At 59.4% G+C, this 16,627-nt stretch carries 16 protein-coding genes, 2 tRNA genes and 1 pseudogene; 14 read left to right on the top strand and 5 right to left on the bottom strand.

All coding sequences use genetic code 11. The features are described 5' to 3' along the window. Window positions 1–136: 136 nt before the first annotated feature. The gene (locus tag VVR41_RS08995) at window positions 137–907 is read left to right on the top strand and encodes an ABC transporter ATP-binding protein (protein WP_368524479.1); all 771 of its coding nucleotides are present in this window, start codon (window positions 137–139) and stop codon (window positions 905–907) included. A 1-nt stretch (window position 908) separates the two neighbouring features. Beyond that, on the top strand, window positions 909–3,464 hold the full coding sequence (locus VVR41_RS09000; RefSeq protein WP_368524480.1) for an ABC transporter permease: 2,556 nt from the start codon (window positions 909–911) through the stop codon (window positions 3,462–3,464). A 4-nt stretch (window positions 3,465–3,468) separates the two neighbouring features. On the opposite strand, the gene VVR41_RS09005 is transcribed toward VVR41_RS09000, so the two are convergent. Beyond that, on the bottom strand, window positions 3,469–3,816 hold the full coding sequence (locus tag VVR41_RS09005) for a CrcB family protein (protein WP_368524511.1): 348 nt from the start codon (window positions 3,814–3,816) through the stop codon (window positions 3,469–3,471). Window positions 3,817–3,818: 2 nt separating this feature from the next. Next, a complete protein-coding gene (locus VVR41_RS09010) occupies window positions 3,819–4,166 on the bottom strand; it encodes a CrcB family protein (protein ID WP_368524481.1) in 348 nt (115 codons plus the stop codon). Window positions 4,167–4,271: 105 nt separating this feature from the next. Here VVR41_RS09010 and pgm point away from each other — a divergent pair, with 105 nt between their 5' ends. From pgm to VVR41_RS09035, 5 genes are all read left to right on the top strand, one after another. Then, window positions 4,272–5,933: a phosphoglucomutase (alpha-D-glucose-1,6-bisphosphate-dependent) gene (gene pgm, locus VVR41_RS09015; protein WP_368524482.1), complete on the top strand. Its 1,662-nt coding sequence runs from the start codon at window positions 4,272–4,274 to the stop codon at window positions 5,931–5,933. A 204-nt stretch (window positions 5,934–6,137) separates the two neighbouring features. Next, entirely contained in the window at window positions 6,138–6,557 is a 420-nt protein-coding gene (locus tag VVR41_RS09020; protein ID WP_409338306.1) for a MauE/DoxX family redox-associated membrane protein, read from the top strand. A 49-nt stretch (window positions 6,558–6,606) separates the two neighbouring features. Further along, window positions 6,607–7,353, top strand: coding sequence for a DsbA family protein (locus VVR41_RS09025; RefSeq protein ID WP_368524484.1), 747 nt, complete (start codon window positions 6,607–6,609; stop codon window positions 7,351–7,353). Window positions 7,354–7,462: 109 nt separating this feature from the next. Beyond that, window positions 7,463–7,535 (top strand) — tRNA-Ala (locus VVR41_RS09030). 24 nt (window positions 7,536–7,559) lie between these two features. Continuing rightward, window positions 7,560–7,635, top strand: a tRNA-Ala gene (locus VVR41_RS09035). Window positions 7,636–8,076: 441 nt separating this feature from the next. Here VVR41_RS09035 and VVR41_RS09040 read toward each other — a convergent pair. Together VVR41_RS09040 and VVR41_RS09045 are read right to left on the bottom strand one after the other, a co-directional pair. Next, window positions 8,077–8,613 (bottom strand): annotated as a pseudogene (locus tag VVR41_RS09040) (ATP-binding protein); the annotation flags it as partial. Between the two features lie 37 nt (window positions 8,614–8,650). Next, window positions 8,651–9,846, bottom strand: a protein-coding gene (locus VVR41_RS09045; protein WP_185933549.1) for an IS3 family transposase whose coding sequence is annotated in 2 segments (ribosomal slippage) — window positions 8,651–9,564 and window positions 9,564–9,846 — 1,197 coding nt in all. Because the reading frame shifts where the segments join, the coding sequence is not laid out codon by codon here. Between the two features lie 222 nt (window positions 9,847–10,068). Between VVR41_RS09045 and VVR41_RS09050 the strand changes: the two genes are divergently transcribed. After that, window positions 10,069–10,284: a DUF6900 domain-containing protein gene (locus VVR41_RS09050; RefSeq protein ID WP_368524485.1), complete on the top strand. Its 216-nt coding sequence runs from the start codon at window positions 10,069–10,071 to the stop codon at window positions 10,282–10,284. A 133-nt stretch (window positions 10,285–10,417) separates the two neighbouring features. Then, window positions 10,418–11,986 carry a terminase large subunit gene (locus VVR41_RS09055; protein ID WP_368524512.1) on the top strand — a complete coding sequence of 523 codons (1,569 nt, stop codon included), beginning with the start codon at window positions 10,418–10,420 and terminating at the stop codon, window positions 11,984–11,986. Here VVR41_RS09055 and VVR41_RS09060 read toward each other — a convergent pair. Then, a complete protein-coding gene (locus tag VVR41_RS09060; protein WP_368524486.1) occupies window positions 11,972–12,439 on the bottom strand; it encodes an HXXEE domain-containing protein in 468 nt (155 codons plus the stop codon). The genes VVR41_RS09055 and VVR41_RS09060 overlap by 15 nt on opposite strands. Window positions 12,440–12,497: 58 nt before the next feature. Between VVR41_RS09060 and VVR41_RS09065 the strand changes: the two genes are divergently transcribed. Genes VVR41_RS09065 through VVR41_RS09085 form a run of 5 tightly spaced genes read left to right on the top strand, consistent with a single transcriptional unit; the run spans window position 12,498 to window position 16,624 of the window. Further along, window positions 12,498–13,832, top strand: coding sequence for a phage portal protein (locus VVR41_RS09065; protein WP_368524487.1), 1,335 nt, complete (start codon window positions 12,498–12,500; stop codon window positions 13,830–13,832). Further along, a complete protein-coding gene (locus VVR41_RS09070) occupies window positions 13,829–14,692 on the top strand; it encodes a head maturation protease, ClpP-related (protein ID WP_368524488.1) in 864 nt (287 codons plus the stop codon). Before VVR41_RS09065 ends, VVR41_RS09070 begins: the two co-directional genes overlap by 4 nt. A gap of 21 nt (window positions 14,693–14,713) precedes the next feature. Further along, window positions 14,714–15,931: a phage major capsid protein gene (locus VVR41_RS09075; protein WP_368524489.1), complete on the top strand. Its 1,218-nt coding sequence runs from the start codon at window positions 14,714–14,716 to the stop codon at window positions 15,929–15,931. 23 nt (window positions 15,932–15,954) lie between these two features. After that, window positions 15,955–16,284, top strand: a complete 330-nt coding sequence (locus VVR41_RS09080; RefSeq protein WP_368524490.1) for a head-tail connector protein — start codon at window positions 15,955–15,957, stop codon at window positions 16,282–16,284. 10 nt (window positions 16,285–16,294) lie between these two features. Further along, window positions 16,295–16,624, top strand: a complete 330-nt coding sequence (locus VVR41_RS09085; protein WP_368524491.1) for a head-tail adaptor protein — start codon at window positions 16,295–16,297, stop codon at window positions 16,622–16,624. Window positions 16,625–16,627: the final 3 nt, after the last annotated feature.

The raw sequence follows: 16,627 nt of genomic DNA on the forward strand, positions 1-16,627 counted from the left end.
TGGCCCCGGGGAGTTCCGTCGTTGCGGTTTCCTCCTGCTTGGCAAGGAAAGCTCGAGCCTTCGGTGCCTCTACCTGCATCAGGATTTCCGGTAGGGTTCAAGGGTATTTTCTTCCACAGCTAAAGGAGCAGCAAGCATGGGCAGCCACAGCCTGGCAGATACCTCGGACTTGCGCGGCCAGGACGGTGCAGCCGCTCGGGCTGTCGATTTGGTCAAGACATATGGGCAAGGCGATACCCAAGTAGTCGCCCTCGATGGAGTCAGCGTCGATTTCACCGCGAATGAGTTCACGGCCATCATGGGCCCTTCAGGGTCTGGTAAGTCGACCCTGATGCATGCCATGGCTGGCCTCGATTCCTTCACATCGGGTTCCGCCTACATCGGCGGGACCGATCTCTCCGGGCTCGATGACAAGGCCCTCACTGCGCTGCGCCGTGACCGGCTCGGCTTCATCTTCCAGTCTTTCAACTTGGTGCCCACGTTGACTGCTGCGGAGAACATCACGCTTCCCACTGATATCGCCGGCAAGACGGTGGACCAAGAGTGGTTCAGCGAGGTCACTGAGCGTCTCGGCCTTGCCCAGCGCCTCAGCCATCGACCAAGTGAGCTCTCTGGCGGTCAACAGCAGCGTGTGGCCTGTGCGCGAGCTCTGGTGAGCAGGCCGGAGATCATCTTCGGCGATGAGCCGACGGGAAACTTGGATTCGAACGCGAGTAGTGAAGTCCTTGATATTCTCCGGCATGCGGTAGATCACGACAACCAGACGGTCGTAATCGTGACCCACGATGCCCGTGCTGCTTCGTACGCCGACCGCGTGATCTTCCTGCGGGATGGGCGCATTGTTGACGAGCTTTACGAGCCGACGGTCGATGCGATCCTGCACGTGATGGCCGGGATCGAGGGGTAGCGTGGCTTCGACTTTGACTCGGGTGTCGATGCGCAACATTGCCGCCCACAAGCTAAGGCTGTTCCTCACTGTTCTTGCGGTAGTTCTGGGTACCGCGTTTATTGCCGGCTCGCTTATGTTCACCAGCATGCTGGAGCGGACTTTCGACTCGGCAGTTTCCTCAGAGTTCGAAGGCATCGACGCCGTTGTTCAGGTTGGTGAGAGCGGCCAACCCCTTCCCACCGGCCTCGTGGAGGAGTTGCAGGGCAATCCTCGCGTTCTCAACGCGAACCAATCCGGTTCGACCACCGTTGTGGCGGCCACGAGCGACAACACAGCGATTCAGACCGGCCAGGGTGGCGCGAGCGTTGAGGTTGCCTACCCCGAGGGTGAATCGGTCGGCGCGTCCCCCGCGATCGTCGAGGGGCGCGCGCCACAGACAGTGGGGGAGGCGCTGCTTAACCGAAACGCCGCCGAGCGATACGGCATTGCGCTCGACGAGCAATTGATTGTCGTCGATGCGTCTGCCCGGCACACTCTCGACGTCGTGGGCTTTTACGACGACGATCTTGCCCAGCCATCCTCGCTGGGGTTCAAGGTTAGCCCCGAAACATACAACGAGTACTACACCGACGGCGCGACGGTGCCGCAGATCGTTGTCCACGCGGTAAAGGGGATCTCGCCGGATCAGCTTGTCGACGAATTGCGCGCAGCCTACCCCGATTACCAGGTCGACACCGGGCAGGCGCTTGCCGACGAGGTATCAAAGCAGATCCGTGAAGGATTGAGTTTTGTCAGCTACTTCCTGATCGCTTTTGGGCTCGTGGGGCTTTTGGTCGGTATGTTCCTCATCGCCAACACCTTCTCCATGATCGTTGCTCAGCGCACCAAAGAATTCGCGCTGTTGCGTGCGCTCGGTGCATCGCGCCGTCAGATCTCCCGCTCAGTTTCGGTGGAGGCCTTCATCGTCGGCCTGATTGGGTCAATGTTGGGTGTGGTGGCGGGTGCTGTGTTGGTCAGCATCATCAAAGCCGTCATGGGTGCATACGACATGTCGCTTCCCGACGGCGGGTTAGGGCTCTCGGCCCAAGCGGTCGCTGTCCCCATCGTGGTGGGCGTTATCGTGACTATGCTGTCTGCCTGGGCGCCGGCACGCCGTGCGGGACGTGTCCAACCAGTCGAGGCAATGCGAGCGAGCGAATCGGCATCGCCGCAGCCGTTGCGTGGGCGCACCATCGCCGGCCTGCTGCTTCTCGCCGCTGGTGCCGTTGCCGCGGGGAGCGGCATGGCCTGGTCCGAGGGTTCCACCGCCGACCGTGCTTGGTTGGTGGGTGCGGCGGCCCTTTCTGTGATTGCTGGTGTCTTCCTTGCTGGCCCTGCGTTGAGTTTGCCGATTGTGCCGCCCCTTGGACGCGTCATTGGTGCGCCTTTTGGGGCCGTCGGCAAGCTTGCGTCGACGAATAGTTCCCGCAACCCGCGTCGTACGAGTGCCACTGCGTTCGCTCTTTTGCTCGGTATCGCGCTGGTGACGGTGATTGGGATGCTTGGCGCGACCATGAAGCAGTCCGTTTCAGACATTGCCGAGAGTCAGGTCACCTCTGATTTCGTCCTCGCTTCACCACAAACGGGTATGTTCCCCGTGCCGGCGACTGTGCCGGACAAGGTCGCTGAGCTAGACGGCGTCGGTGAGGTCATTGCCTACAGTGAGGCGCCAGTCGCAGTGAATGGGGAGTTTGCGTACACATTCGGCACGTACCGCGCTAACCCGGTGTTCTCTGCTGACCCGAGCGACCTGTTCGTCGTCAACATGGAAGAGGGCGAATCGACGATCGACGCTGACACGGTGATCGCCCCGCGTTCGCTGGCAGACAGCAATGGCTGGGCAGTTGGCGACACCGTGACGATTTCGGCCCCGGGTGTCTCTGCGGATACCGCTGAGGCGACAATCGGCGGCATTTTCGAGGACACGAACCTGATCCGCGGGGTGGTGATCGACGATGACGCTGCACTAAAGGTCATCCCCAACAGCGCGTTTATTTACCAAATGGTGGGTGTGCGCGGCGATGGGTCGGTCACTGAGGAGGAATTGCGCAACACGTTGGTCGAGGCTGTCCAGGAAGACATCGTCGTCCAAGTGAAGTCAGCGAGTGACATGAGTGGTGAGGTTGGCGGAATGATCGACCAGATGCTGTTCATCCTCTACGCGCTGTTGTCTCTAGCTGTCGTCATCGCGGTCCTCGGGATCATCAATACCTTGACTCTGTCGGTGATTGAGCGCCGACAGGAGATCGGCATGCTGCGTGCGGTGGGTACCCAGCGCGGCCAGGTTCGCACGATGATAATCCTGGAGTCGGTGCAGATGGCCGTTTTCGGCGCTGTCGCCGGAATTCTTATGGGCCTCGGCTTGGGCTGGGCTTTCCTTACCGTTCTGGCAGACCAAGGGCTGGAACGCATCATCATTCCGTGGCCGCTGATTGTCACGATGCTCATCGGCTCCATCGTGATCGGCGTTCTGGCCGCGTTGTGGCCGGCGCAGCGTGCAACGACGACTCCGCCACTCGACGCGATCGCGGAATAGGGCGTTACTCAGCGAAGGCGCGCGCCGCGAACATGGTCCCGTAGTACGCAGCGACGATGCCGGTGGCTGCGGTGAGCGCCGCATACGTCGTGGCCGTGCGCCAGCGTCTGGCGCGAAGGTCTTCGCCAAGTTCCTTCGCAAGGGTCGACCACGTCGAGAGCCCACCTGCGAAGCCGGTGCCGAACAGCAGCGGAGCGAGTCCGGGCAGGCCGATGGTAAACCCCAGCACGGCGGAGCCGACGACGTTGGCCGCCCACGTCCCGACTTTGCGGTCTGGGGTGTTGAGGTGGCTCAGCGCCCAGCGGGCGACTCCTCCTGCGAAACCCCCAGCGGCTACTGCAATGAGGGACATAATCACGGGAACCCGCCTTGCGCGATCCGCGTACGGCGCAGCGTGTCGCCCGCCCACCACGCCGCGATGCACGAGGTAAAGCTCAGCGCCAGCAGCGCGGCAGCTCCCGCGGCCCCGAGGGGCAGGGCAGCGACGGACACGGCGGAGAACGTGGTGAAGCCGCCGAGAAAACCCATGCCCCACAGCTTGCCCGGGGCGGTAAGACCCATTGCGAAACACCCGGCAGCGTTGATCAGCACTGTTGTAAACAGCGCCGCGGCCACTGTGTCCGGGGCTGCGAGCATGAGCAAATAACGCACACTCGCGCCGGTCGCGGCGCCGATTCCGACAAGGCTGGGGTCCTTCCACACAGCGATTGATGTTACGGCGGGTGCGCAACGCGGCCAATCCAGGAATGATGGGGTAAGAGTCACCATCACGCAGAGCATCATGACGCAGAGCCGAAGGAGCGCACAATGGCACACGATCGCGCGGGGCAGCCAGCCCAGCCAGGAGACCTCATCGATATCGCCGAGGTAGTCACCGCCTACTACACCCGCGACATCGACCCGGCCGACCCGGCGCAGCAGGTCGCCTTCGGCACCTCCGGACACCGCGGCAGCTCCCTCGACAACGCGTTCAACCAGCAGCACATTTGGGCGACGACCCAGGCGATCGTGGACTACCGCCGCGCCAATAACATCGGGGGACCGATCTACATCGGCCGGGACACGCACGCGCTCTCGGAGCCGGCCATGGTCTCCGCCCTCGAGGTCCTCGTCGGCAACGACGTCGAGGTGCTTGTCGACGCCAACGGGGCCTACACTCCGACCCCGGCGATCTCGCATGCAATTCTGCGCCACAACGCGGCTCTCGACGGCGGGGTAACCGGCTCTGATCCACGCCGCGCCGACGGAATCGTCGTCACACCCTCGCACAACCCGCCGCGCGACGGCGGCTTTAAGTACAACCCGCCCAGCGGCGGCCCGGCGGACACGGACGCCACCGATTGGATCGCTACGAAAGCGAACGAGTACATTGCGGCTGGCCTGGATGGGGTGAGGCGGGCGTCGATAAGCGGCGTGCTCGACGAGCGCGCAACACCGTTTGATTTCATGGGCTCCTATGTCGCCGACCTGCCGAACGTGGTGGACATCGACGCGATCCGCGAGAGTGGCCTGAGCATCGGCGCCGACCCGATGGGAGGGGCCTCCGTGCACTACTGGCAGGCGATTGCGGATACCCACAACCTCAATCTCACGGTGGTCAACCCGCATGTCGACGCAACGTGGCGGTCCATGACGCTGGACACCGACGGCGCGATCCGCATGGACTGCTCCAGCCCGAACTCAATGGCCTCGCTCGTGCGCAACCGCGACCGGTACGACATTTCCACTGGCAACGACGCTGATGCGGACCGTCACGGCATCGTCACTCCTGACGCCGGCCTGATGAACCCGAACCACTTTCTCGCCGTGGCCATCGACTACCTGTTCAGCCACCGCCCCGGGTGGAGCGAGTCAACCGCGGTGGGCAAGACACTGGTGTCTTCGTCGGTCATCGACAAGGTCGCAGCCGCTCACGGTCGCGACCTCGTTGAGGTCCCCGTCGGCTTTAAGTGGTTCGTGCCTGGGCTTATCGACGGCACCATCGGCTTCGGTGGCGAGGAATCCGCCGGTGCGTCCTTCCTGCGCCACGACGGAACCGTGTGGTCCACCGATAAAGACGGAATCATCATGGATCTGCTCGCCGCGGAGATCACCGCCGTGACCGGAAAGACCCCGTCGCAGCGCTACGCGGAGCTCGAGGAGAAGTTCGGCGCGCCTGCGTACGCGCGCACCGACGCTCCGGCGGATCGTGAGCAGAAGGCTGTGCTGAAGAAGCTGTCCCCGGAAGCTGTGCGCGCCACAGAGCTGGCGGGGGAGAACATCACCGCGAAGCTGACCGAGGCGCCAGGCAATGGGGCTGCGATTGGCGGGCTGAAGGTGACCACCGAGAACGCGTGGTTTGCGGCGCGCCCGTCGGGCACAGAAGACAAGTACAAGATCTACGCCGAAAGCTTCCGGGGTGTAGACCACCTCGCCCAGGTGCAGGAGGAAGCCCGGGCGCTGGTCTCTCAGGTACTCAGCGCGAAGTAACCAGTACCTCCGGGGACCGCGGTTCGGCGATCCCCGGGAAATTAGTATCAGCACCACAGGAAGAACCTATAGGAACTCATTGACGCCTGGACTAAAATCGACCGGGTGGGAAATATTCAAGCTGGACTAGCTGAAACGGAACACGCTCCTCGGAAGCGGACGGCGCTGCTTGCGCCCTCAACTCGCGAGGTCGTACTCGATATCATGTCGGCCGCGGCGCGGTTCTTCATGGCCTATATCTGGATTTCCGCGGGTATCGCGAAAATCGGCGTCCACATGGATGTCACCCAGACGATCATGGCCTACGAGATCTTCACCCCGGCCTGGTCGGACGGGCTAGCCCGACTGATCGGCCCGCTGGAGATCGCCGGCGGCCTGTTGCTGCTGCTCGGTATCAAGCTCCGCGCCTCGGGATGGGTATCAATCGTCATCTTGGCCCTGTTCATCATCGGATTGTCATCCGCGTGGGCACGTGGTCTGATTATCGATTGTGGCTGCTTCAGCCCGGGGGAGTCCGACGAAGGAACGAACGTGCTGGCGACGATCGGGCGCGACGTTCTCTATGTCATCGTTACCCTGTTCATGATCTACCGTCCGTACAAGAAGTTCGCGCTCTTCCCTTAGTGTTGTAAGGGCGCAGCCAAATAATCTCAACGTAGAAAAGGTGTAATACGTGACCACTCGCAAGGTGCAAAACCCCAACGCCAAGGGAGGCGCAGGCTTCCTCTGGGCGCTGCTCGCCGTCATCGCTATCGCGGCGGTTGTGATCGGGCTGATCTTCTTCAACGGTCGTACCCAGCGCATTGCAGCTCTAACCGAGCACACGGTGCCGGTGGAGAACCTGGCCGTGTCCTACAACGAGGGGGACCCGTTCTTCACCCTGACCGCCGCCGATCGCGGTGAGGCTGACAACCGTGTGTCCCTTTTCGAGGACTTCTCTTGTAGTTACTGTGCAAATCTGGCTGAGGAAACCGACGCAGACATGCTGGAAAAGATCCAGGCAGGTGAGCTCACGGTGGACCTCCACCCGATGAACTTCCTGGACGGACAGGGGGCGCAGTACTCCCAAGGCCACTCCACCCGCGCGCTGGCCGCTGAGCTCGCGCTGGCCAGCCACGGTGACGCCCAGGCGCTGTGGAACCTGCGCGTCGCTCTTCTTGAGAACCAACAAAACGTTTACAACAGGGTTGATGGCAACTTCCTGGGAGATTTGGCGCACGCCTTCGGCGCCAGCGTCGAGGCCGTTCAGGACATCCGCGACGGAAAGTTCCTCCCGGTTGCAGAGCAGGTTGGCCTGGAGAACCTGAACTACCAGAACGAGACCACAGGCAAGGCCTACACTCCGCGCGTCATGCGCGACGGCAAGGATCTCGACACTGGTGATGACATCACCACGTGGCTCGACGTCGCGACCGCGTAAGACGTTCAGGGCTTATCACCCCGGAAAATGCCCGCGGAGGCGATTTGGTTGCCTCCGCGGGTGACGTGTATATTAAGCGGAGTTGCTTGGAGGTTTTCTCCGGTTAACTGGGGCTATGGCGCAGCTGGTAGCGCACCACACTGGCAGTGTGGGGGTCACGGGTTCGAATCCCGTTAGCTCCACTCCACAACCGAATATCGTTTTTTGGGGCTATGGCGCAGCTGGTAGCGCACCACACTGGCAGTGTGGGGGTCACGGGTTCGAATCCCGTTAGCTCCACCACTTGGACGCTCATTTTGATACAAAGTGAGCGTCCTTTTGTTTTGCCCGGACGGATGGCGTTTTGACTTGTCAGGGGCGGTTTTGGTGATCTCGTATCCGGTTTTGTTGAGGTTTGTTGGGGCTGGATTGGTTACAATTTTCGATGTCTGTCGGGGTTGGGTGGGGGAAGTAAAGCTGAAGCGCTAAATAGTGCGGCAACCGCTAAAAAGTATCGGTGACGCTAAAAGGTTTAGGTGGCGCTAAAAAGTGTTCCTGTGCCGCAGATATGATCGCACAACGTATCACGATGGATACAAGACCCCGGTGCGGAGCGGTGCCATCGGATAGCGTCGACCCTGCTAAGTGCACGTAGTTGGTAGGGGTGTTCCGGTGATGTGGTAGGGGTGGTGTTCCGGGTTGGTGGTAGGCCAGCCCGCCTGGTTGGCGGGCTGGCCTTGGTGGTTAGGTGTCGGTGTTGTCTTGGATGGTTGCGAGGTGTTGACGCATGTCGAAGTCACCGATTTCGATGTGGCGTCCGCTGCTGAGTCTGCTGACGAGGGAGTCAGCTCCTACGCGGTTGGGTAGGGTTTTGAGCCAGTAGCCTGCTGCTGATTGTGAAGAGATGATGGTGGGTAGTCGTCCTTCTCTGTCGAATATGATTTTGGTTAGGTCGTCTTGGCCTCGGGAATCTATTTCAAGGGTGAGAAAGTCGTCGATGATGAGGACATCGACGTTCGTTATTTTTCTCATTTCCTCGCTGTAGGCCGGATCCGTGGGCAAGAAGGCCGCTAGCTTAGTTACCAGTTGGTCGAGGCGGTAGTACATTACGGAGTAGCCTGCTTGGCAGGCTGCGATTCCGATCGCGCAGGCGATGTATGTTTTCCCGGTTCCGGCTGGCGCCAACAGGTGGAGGTTGGTGGGGTTTTTCCTCCAGTCAGTTTTAGCGATGCGTGCCAGTTGCCGGGTATCGATGCCTCGTTGTTCGGGGTTGGTGATTTCGGGCCCGACCCCCGGAAAGTGGACATGGGGGTGGTGTTTATGCTGCAAGGTCAAGTGTAGCTGACGCGTGTTTTTCGAAGGTGTCTGGGGCCTGGTAATTGCACCAGGTGTGCAATCGTTTCGTGTTATACCGAGTACACCACGCAAAGACCTGCCGGCGGCAGGAGAGCATGTTGGGGAAAACCTTCGCATTTTTGAGAACTTCTCGTTTGAGCGTTGCATTAAATGACTCTGCCAGCGCGTTATCGGCACTACTGCCTACAGCTCCCATGGATTGTTGTACTCCCAACTGGCGGCATGTTTCTTGAAATACAGAGGAGGTGTATACACTGCCGTGATCAGAATGGAAAATCGTTCCACGCAAGGATCCTCGCTGGTCTGCGGCCATCAGTAATGCCTCTCGGGCGAGTTCAACACGCATGTGATCTGCAATCGCAAAACCGACCAGTTTCCGGGAGAAACAGTCAATCACAGTAGCCAGATACATATTCTTTTGCCCGGCAAGGGGAAGATATGTAATGTCCCCGACAAGCTTGTCGTTAGGCCTGGCCGCGGTGAAATCACGCTCGAGAAGATCATCAAAGACCCGCTTATGTGGATCACTGACAGTAGTGCGAACACGACGTTTTTTCGTAAAACCTGCCAACCCGAGAGCTTTCATCACCCGTGCTACGCGTTTGTGATTTACCGGCTGGTCCGGGGTCTGCGCAGTAAGCAACGCGGCTATACGTTTAGCACCATACAAGCCACCTTCCGCCTCGAAAGCGATCCGAATTCGCTCCCCTAGCAGCCCGTCAGCGTATACCTGTTGCTCGCGCCGGGCCGCATTTGCGGCCCACTTGTAATAGGAAGAACGCCTTACTTTCAGTACGGTACACATCCGCTTGACTGAGAACTCAGTACGGTGGTCCTCGATGAACTTGAAGCGGATCACAAGCCCATCTCCTTCGCGAAATACTGCGCCGCCTTGCGCAAAATATCGCGTTCTTCTTTCAAAAGCGCGTTTTCCTTTTCGAGTTGTCGGATTCTCTCTGCTTCAGATAAGACCCGCGCGGCCTCTGCTTCTTTGCGCCGCCTGGCCCGCACCCCGGTGCCAAACTGGTTTACCCAGTTTTGCAGCGAATTACGATTAATTCCCAGATCAGAAGCAACCTGCGCCATTGAAGCCTCGCTGGACTCGTACGCGGCTACCGCGTCTTTCTTGAACTGCGCGGAATATGTTTTACGGGACATGGTAGAAGACTACCTTTCTCCGGCTGAACGCCGGGGCTAGCCTATGTCCACCAACAGGGGGTCAGGTCCCCTGCTGAAAACAGCGGGTTCTCCTCGTTATTTGGGAAGAGATGTAGATCGCTGTTTTACCCAGAAAAAAAGCCGAAAACAACTGGATATCGGGTGAAACCTATGGCTGTATGTACATGCGCAAACAACAACAGCGGAAAGGAAAAAACAGCCATGACAACCACCACGATCAGCCGAGAAGCCCTCAACCAGCTCCTGACCGAGATCACCAGCGAGCGTTTCAACTACATCCCGACCCTGGAACAGCGGCTTTCCGATGAGCTGGACTTCCCGGAAGTCAGCGTCTGGGGCCTGAAACACATCCTGACCAAAGCCTTCGAAGCAGGCCTGGAAGCCGGAAACCAAGGCATCACCACCATCACCGACTAGCCCGCTGCTCGCCCCGACCACACGGTTCGGGGCCGCGCTCTGCACCCAACCAGCCCCACAGTGGGGCTATTTCTTTGCCCTGATAGGAGGAACCGCAGCCGTGAATACCAGCCGTTACAAGCCAACAAAGTTTATGGCTGCAGGCTCCACCTATGACAAGCGTAAAGCTGATTTCGCCATCGCGTTCATCCAAGCCCTACGTCACACGAAGGGTCGCTGGGCAGGCAAACCCTTCAAACTCCTAGGCTGGCAGGAGAAAATCGTGCGTGACCTATTCGGCACGATTAAAGAAGACGGCTACCGCCAATTCACTACCGCTTATGTTGAGATCCCGAAGAAGATGGGCAAAAGTGAGTTAGCAGCAGCCGTCGCGTTATTGCTGTGTTGTGGGGATGGTGAGCAAGCCGCCGAGGTGTACGGGTGTGCGGCGGATCGGCAGCAGGCCTCTATCGTGTTCGAGGTGGCTGCGGATATGGTGCGTCAATCCCCAGCCTTATCGAAACGGGTGAAAATCCTGTCGAGCCAGAAGCGGATTATCTATAAACCCACCAACAGTTTCTATCAAGTCCTGAGCGCGGAGGCGTATTCCAAGCACGGGTTCAACATCTCCGGCGTGGTGTTCGACGAGCTGCATACCCAGCCCAACCGGGCACTGTTCGATGTGATGACCAAAGGTTCCGGTGATGCCCGCACCCAGCCGCTGTATTTCCTGATCACCACCGCTGGAACCGACACGCACTCGATTTGCTACGAGCAACACCAAAAAGCCCAAGACATCCTCGCAGGCAAGAAACACGACCCCACGTTCTATCCCGTGATCTACGGTGCCGACCCAGACGATGACTGGACGGACGAGAACGTGTGGCGTAAAGCCAACCCGAGCCTTGGAGTGACCGTGCCAATAGAGAAAGTGCGCGCGGCGTGCAATAGTGCGCGGCAGAATCCTGCTGAGGAAAACACGTTTAGACAGCTCAGGTTGAATCAGTGGGTGAAACAGTCGGTGCGGTGGATGCCCATGCACGTGTGGAACCACAACAACGACCCCGTCGATCTCGCTGAGCTAGAGGGACGTCCGTGTTATGGCGGGCTCGACCTCGCGAGTACGACGGATATTACGGCGTTCGTGTTGGTGTTCCCGCCCTACGGGGCAGATGAGAAGTACCGGGTTGCGCCGTGGTTTTGGATCCCTGAAGACAACCTGGGTTTGCGGGTGGCGCGCGACCACGTGCCCTACGACCTGTGGCAGCAACAGGGCTTCCTAGAAACCACGGAAGGCAACGTTGTCCACTACGCCCACATTGAACACCACATCGAACAGCTTGGTGAGCGTTTCGATATTAGGGAGATCGCTTTCGACCGGTGGGGTGCCGTCCAAATGAGCCAAAACCTCGAAGGCATGGGCTTCACGGTTGTCCCGTTCGGGCAGGGCTTCAAAGACATGAGCCCACCCTCCAAGGAGCTGATGAAGCTCGCTCTAGAGGGACGTCTTGCGCATGGCGGGCACCCGGTGCTTTCGTGGATGGTGGATAACATTCACGTGCGTACCGACCCGGCGGGCAACATCAAGCCCGACAAACAAAAATCCACCGAGAAGATCGACGGCGTGGTCGCCACCATCATGGCCTTAGACCGCGCCATCCGAGGCGGCAACGCGAATACGAATGGGTCAGTCTATGACGAGCGGGGGCTATTGGTGTTTTAGCGTTTTGCTGGTGATCCAGTGCATGGCTACAAGGTTGAGTCCCATGGCTGCCACCATGACGAGCGAAGCGAGTGGAAGCCTTACTGTTCCGCAGGTGGGTGTGATGGTGATGAGCCAGATCATGATGGGTAGCTGTATGGGGGCGCTCCATAACCGTAGCGGGATTCGTTTCAGGTAAGTAAAGAGCATCTGGCCGCAGTGGATTACCAGGTGGATGGTGTAGGCGACCATGATGGCTGCTATCCATACTGGCTGGCACCAGATAGCGACCGCGATGAGCAGAACGAGTTCTTCTGTTGCGATCACTGTGAAATGTGTGCGGGTCATGTTGATGTGTCGAACAGGTTCAGGCAACCGGGCAGTGTTGTCGTCTAGCCATGGAACCAGGACGAAGTATTCCTCGATTTCGTGCCACAAAAATAGACCCACAAACACAATGACTGGCCAACCCACCACGCACCTCCTCGTGTGAACGTTACCCAATTATCCCACAGGGAAAGGAGCCACCATCATGGGATTCCTCGACTGGCTACGCGCCGCCAACCCTCGCCGCGCCTCGAACCACCATCTCACGAGCCAGTATTCGTTCCTGTTTGGCCCCACGTCGGCGGGTCGGACGGTGACGGAACGATCGGCGATGCAGATGACGGCCGTCTATAGTTGCGTGCGGATTTTGGCTGAGGCGATCGCTGGCCTGCCCTTGCACGTGTACCGAACCGGCCCGGATGGGTCGAAGGTGAAGGCCACCGATCACGGCCTGTACAGGTTGTTGCATGATGAGCCGAATCCGGAGATGACCTCGTTTGTGTTCCGCGAGACGTTGATGACGCATTTGTTGTTGTGGGGGAACGCTTATGCGCAGGTGTTACGCAACGGTCGTGATGAGGTGATCGGTTTGTATCCGTTGATGCCAAACCGCATGAGCGTCGGCAGGGACGACACTGGAAGGCTCTACTACGAATACCAAACCAGTAGCGATGAGCCTGCTGGTCAGTGGTCTCGTATCCGGCTTTCGCCTGCTGACGTGCTGCATATTCCAGGGCTCGGGTTCGATGGGCTGGTTGGGTATTCGCCGATTACGATGGCGAAGAACGCGATCGGTATGGCGATGGCTACCGAAGACTACGGCGCGAGTTTCTTTGCTAATGGGGCGGCTCCTGGTGGGGTGTTGGAGCATCCGGGCACGATCAAAGACCCGAGCAGGGTACGTGAATCATGGCAAGCCACGTTCGGTGGAGCGAGGAACGGCAATAAGGTGGCGGTGTTGGAAGAGGGCATGAAATACACGCCCATCTCCGTCAGCCCTGAACAAGCACAGTTCCTCGAAACGAGGAAGCTTCAGATCAATGAGATCGCCCGGATTTTCCGTATCCCGCCACACATGATCGGCGACCTCGACAAATCCAGCTTCAGCAGTATTGAGCAGCAGTCGCTGGAGTTCGTGAAGTACACCCTTGACCCGTGGGTCATCAGGTGGGAACAAGCCATCACCAAAACCTTGCTGAGCCCGCGTGAGAAACCGGGCGTGTTTGTGAAGTTCAACGTCGAAGGACTACTGCGCGGGGATTATGAGTCGCGGATGAATGGGTATGCGGTCGCCCGCCAAAACGGGTGGATGTCCGCCAACGACATCCGCACCTTAGAAAACCTCGACCGCATCCCAGAAGATGACGGCGGGGATCTGTATTTGGTGAACGGCAACATGCTGCCGCTCGCCATGGCAGGCGCATACGCGTCCGCACAACCCGCAAGTGAGGAGACGACACCAGGTCTGCCGCCGCCGGAGGGTGATCCGCCGTCTGGCGGTCTTGTACCTGACCAACTATTTGAGAGGAGGAGCCGGTGAGACGGTTATGGAACTGGGAGGCAACTACTCCCGACAATGATGGCCCGGCGGGTAGTGATACCAGCCGGGTTTTGCGTATTAACGGCGTGGTCGCCGAAGAATCCTGGTTCGACGATGATGTGACCCCAGCCCTGTTCGCGTCCGAACTGAACGCAGGCTCTGGGGACGTAACCGTGTGGATTAACAGTCCGGGTGGGGATGTGGTCGCGGCAGCGCAGATCTATAACATGCTTATCGACTATCCAGGGCGCGTCCGTGTCTGCATTGACGGGATCGCAGCCTCAGCAGCCTCCGTGATCGCGATGGCTGGTTCCACGGTTGCTATGTCGCCGGTGTCGATGTTGATGATCCACAACCCCGCCACGCTCGCGATCGGGGACGCATACGAGCTGGGTCGGGCGATTGACATGCTCGCCGCCGTCAAGGACAGCATCATTAATGCCTATGAGTTGAAGACTGGCATGTCGAGGGCGAAGCTCGCCAAGCTCATGGATCAAGAGACCTGGATGGACGCGCGGGCTGCTATTGCGATGGGGTTCGCTGACGAGTACCTCACCCGCAACACCAAGCACGATGATCCTGACGAGGACGACGACCTCGCCGAAGAGTTGGACGTCGACGACCCGGATGAGGATGGTTTCCCACCGGGCAAGCCCAAGAAGGTCGGCAATCGTACCCCGCTACGCAGTTTGGCTGGCGGGGTTGTGTATTCCCGCAAACCCGTTGAGCAGCGTCTCGTCGCTCACCTCACCGAACGTCCACCCACCACACCACCGGGGAGGCAGCCGTCTGCTGCTCCTGCTCCTGTGGGTCGGCGGGTGGTTGACCTGTATGCAGCCCTCATTAATCAAGTCCACTAACCCTAAGAAGGAGAACCAATTATGTCTACGATGACTATTTCTGACCTACGCACCAAGCGTGCTGAGACGTGGGAGAAGGCGAAAGCGTTTCTTGATGAGCGCCGCGACACCACCACTGGCTGCCTGTCCGCTGAAGACGACCAGACCTATGCCCGTATGGAGTCTGAGATCGACAAGCTCACTAACGAGATTGCTCGGGCTGAGCGTGCTCAGCGCCTCGATGCTGACCTGGCACGGGCGACGCATGCGCCGTTGACGTCGATGCCTGGCCAAACCGGCGAGACCGAACCAGCCAAGACTGGCCGCGCCACAGCCTCGTACAGCCGCGCGTTTTGGGATGCGATGCGCCTGAACGCCTCACCCCTCGAGGTTCGCAACGCCCTGAGCGAGGGCGTGGATACTGAGGGTGGCTATCTGGTGCCGGACGAGTTTGAACGCACCCTCGTCCAATCCCTGGCTGACCAGAACGTCATGCGAGGCTTGGCGAAGGTGATTCAAACCACGAGCGGGGATCGGAAGATCCCGGTCGTCTCCACCCACGGCACCGCAGGCTGGCTCGACGAAGGCAAGCCCTACACCGAATCCGACGAAGTCTTCAGCCAAGTCACGTTGAGCGCGTTTAAGCTGGGTACATTCCTCAAGATTTCTGAGGAACTGTTGAATGATGCGGCGTTTGATGTCGAGTCCTATTTGGCCTCGGAGTTTGCTCGCCGGATCGGAGCGGCCGAAGAAGAAGCCTTCCTCGTCGGCACTGGCACCGGCCAGCCCACCGGCATCTTCACTGCTGGCGGCGGACAGACGGGCGTAACGGCTGCGAAAGCAACCGACATCACGGCTGATGAACTGATCGACCTGCACTATTCTTTGCGTGCTCCGTATCGCAAGAACGCGGTGTGGCTGATGAATGACGCGACCGTGAAGACGGTGCGTAAGCTCAAGGACACCCAAGGCCAGTACTTGTGGCAACCCGCCCTCACGGCCGGAGCGCCGGACATGATCCTCGGTAAACCGGTTCATACGTCGGCGTTTGTGCCCGAGATCAAGGCGGGTGCTCGCACGGTCGCGTTCGGTGATCTGGGGTATTACTGGATCGCCGACCGGCAAGGCCGCTCCTTCAAACGCCTCAACGAACTGTTTGCTACCAGCGGTCAGGTTGGTTTCCTCGCCTCCCAACGCCTCGACGGCAAACTGATTCTGCCCGAAGCAGTGAAGGTTCTGACCCAGAAAGCTGGAGCCTAACTAGGAAGGAGGTGGCAGCCCAGATGGCCACACCAACATTGAAAGCCGAGTTGGTGGGTTTGGTGAAGGCGAATCTGATCCTCACCCACGACGAAGACGACGACCTGATTGGTTCGTTGGTGGGGGCTGCCACCTCCTACGCCACCGCCTACCAACACCTACCCGACGGCCACTACAACAGCGAACCCATGAGCGGCACCACCCGGCAAGCCATCGTCCTACTCGCCACCCACTTCTACGAATCCCGTGACGGGTCAACGGCAGGGTTCTGGGCCGACAAGCCCGAGGCTGCGAAAGCCGTGTGGAACGCCGTCAACACCCTGCTCAGGCTCGACCGCCAATGGAAGATTTGAGGAGGGGATCATGTCTGGGATTGGTTCCATGCGCGAAACCATCGACCTGATCGCGCCGGTGACAGTACGCGATAAAGCTGGGTTCACCACCACACGTGACCAGGTCGTGGCAACAGTTAGGGCATATAGGGAAACCCGGCACGCCACGAGCGCGTGGGTGAACCGCGCAGCGTATACGAACGCCACCGTCCTGTTCCGCATCCGCACCATGCCCGGCCTCGACGTGAGCGAGGTGATGGAGATTGCCACTCACGATGGTCGGTTCGTGATTGACACGGTCGAAGTAATCGGCCGCTATGTCGAAATCCTCGCCCACCAATCTGTCCCTGAAGGGAGCTAAATC

It is taken from the genome of Corynebacterium sp. LK2510, from assembly GCF_040946405.1.
GTDB lineage: Bacteria > Actinomycetota > Actinomycetes > Mycobacteriales > Mycobacteriaceae > Corynebacterium.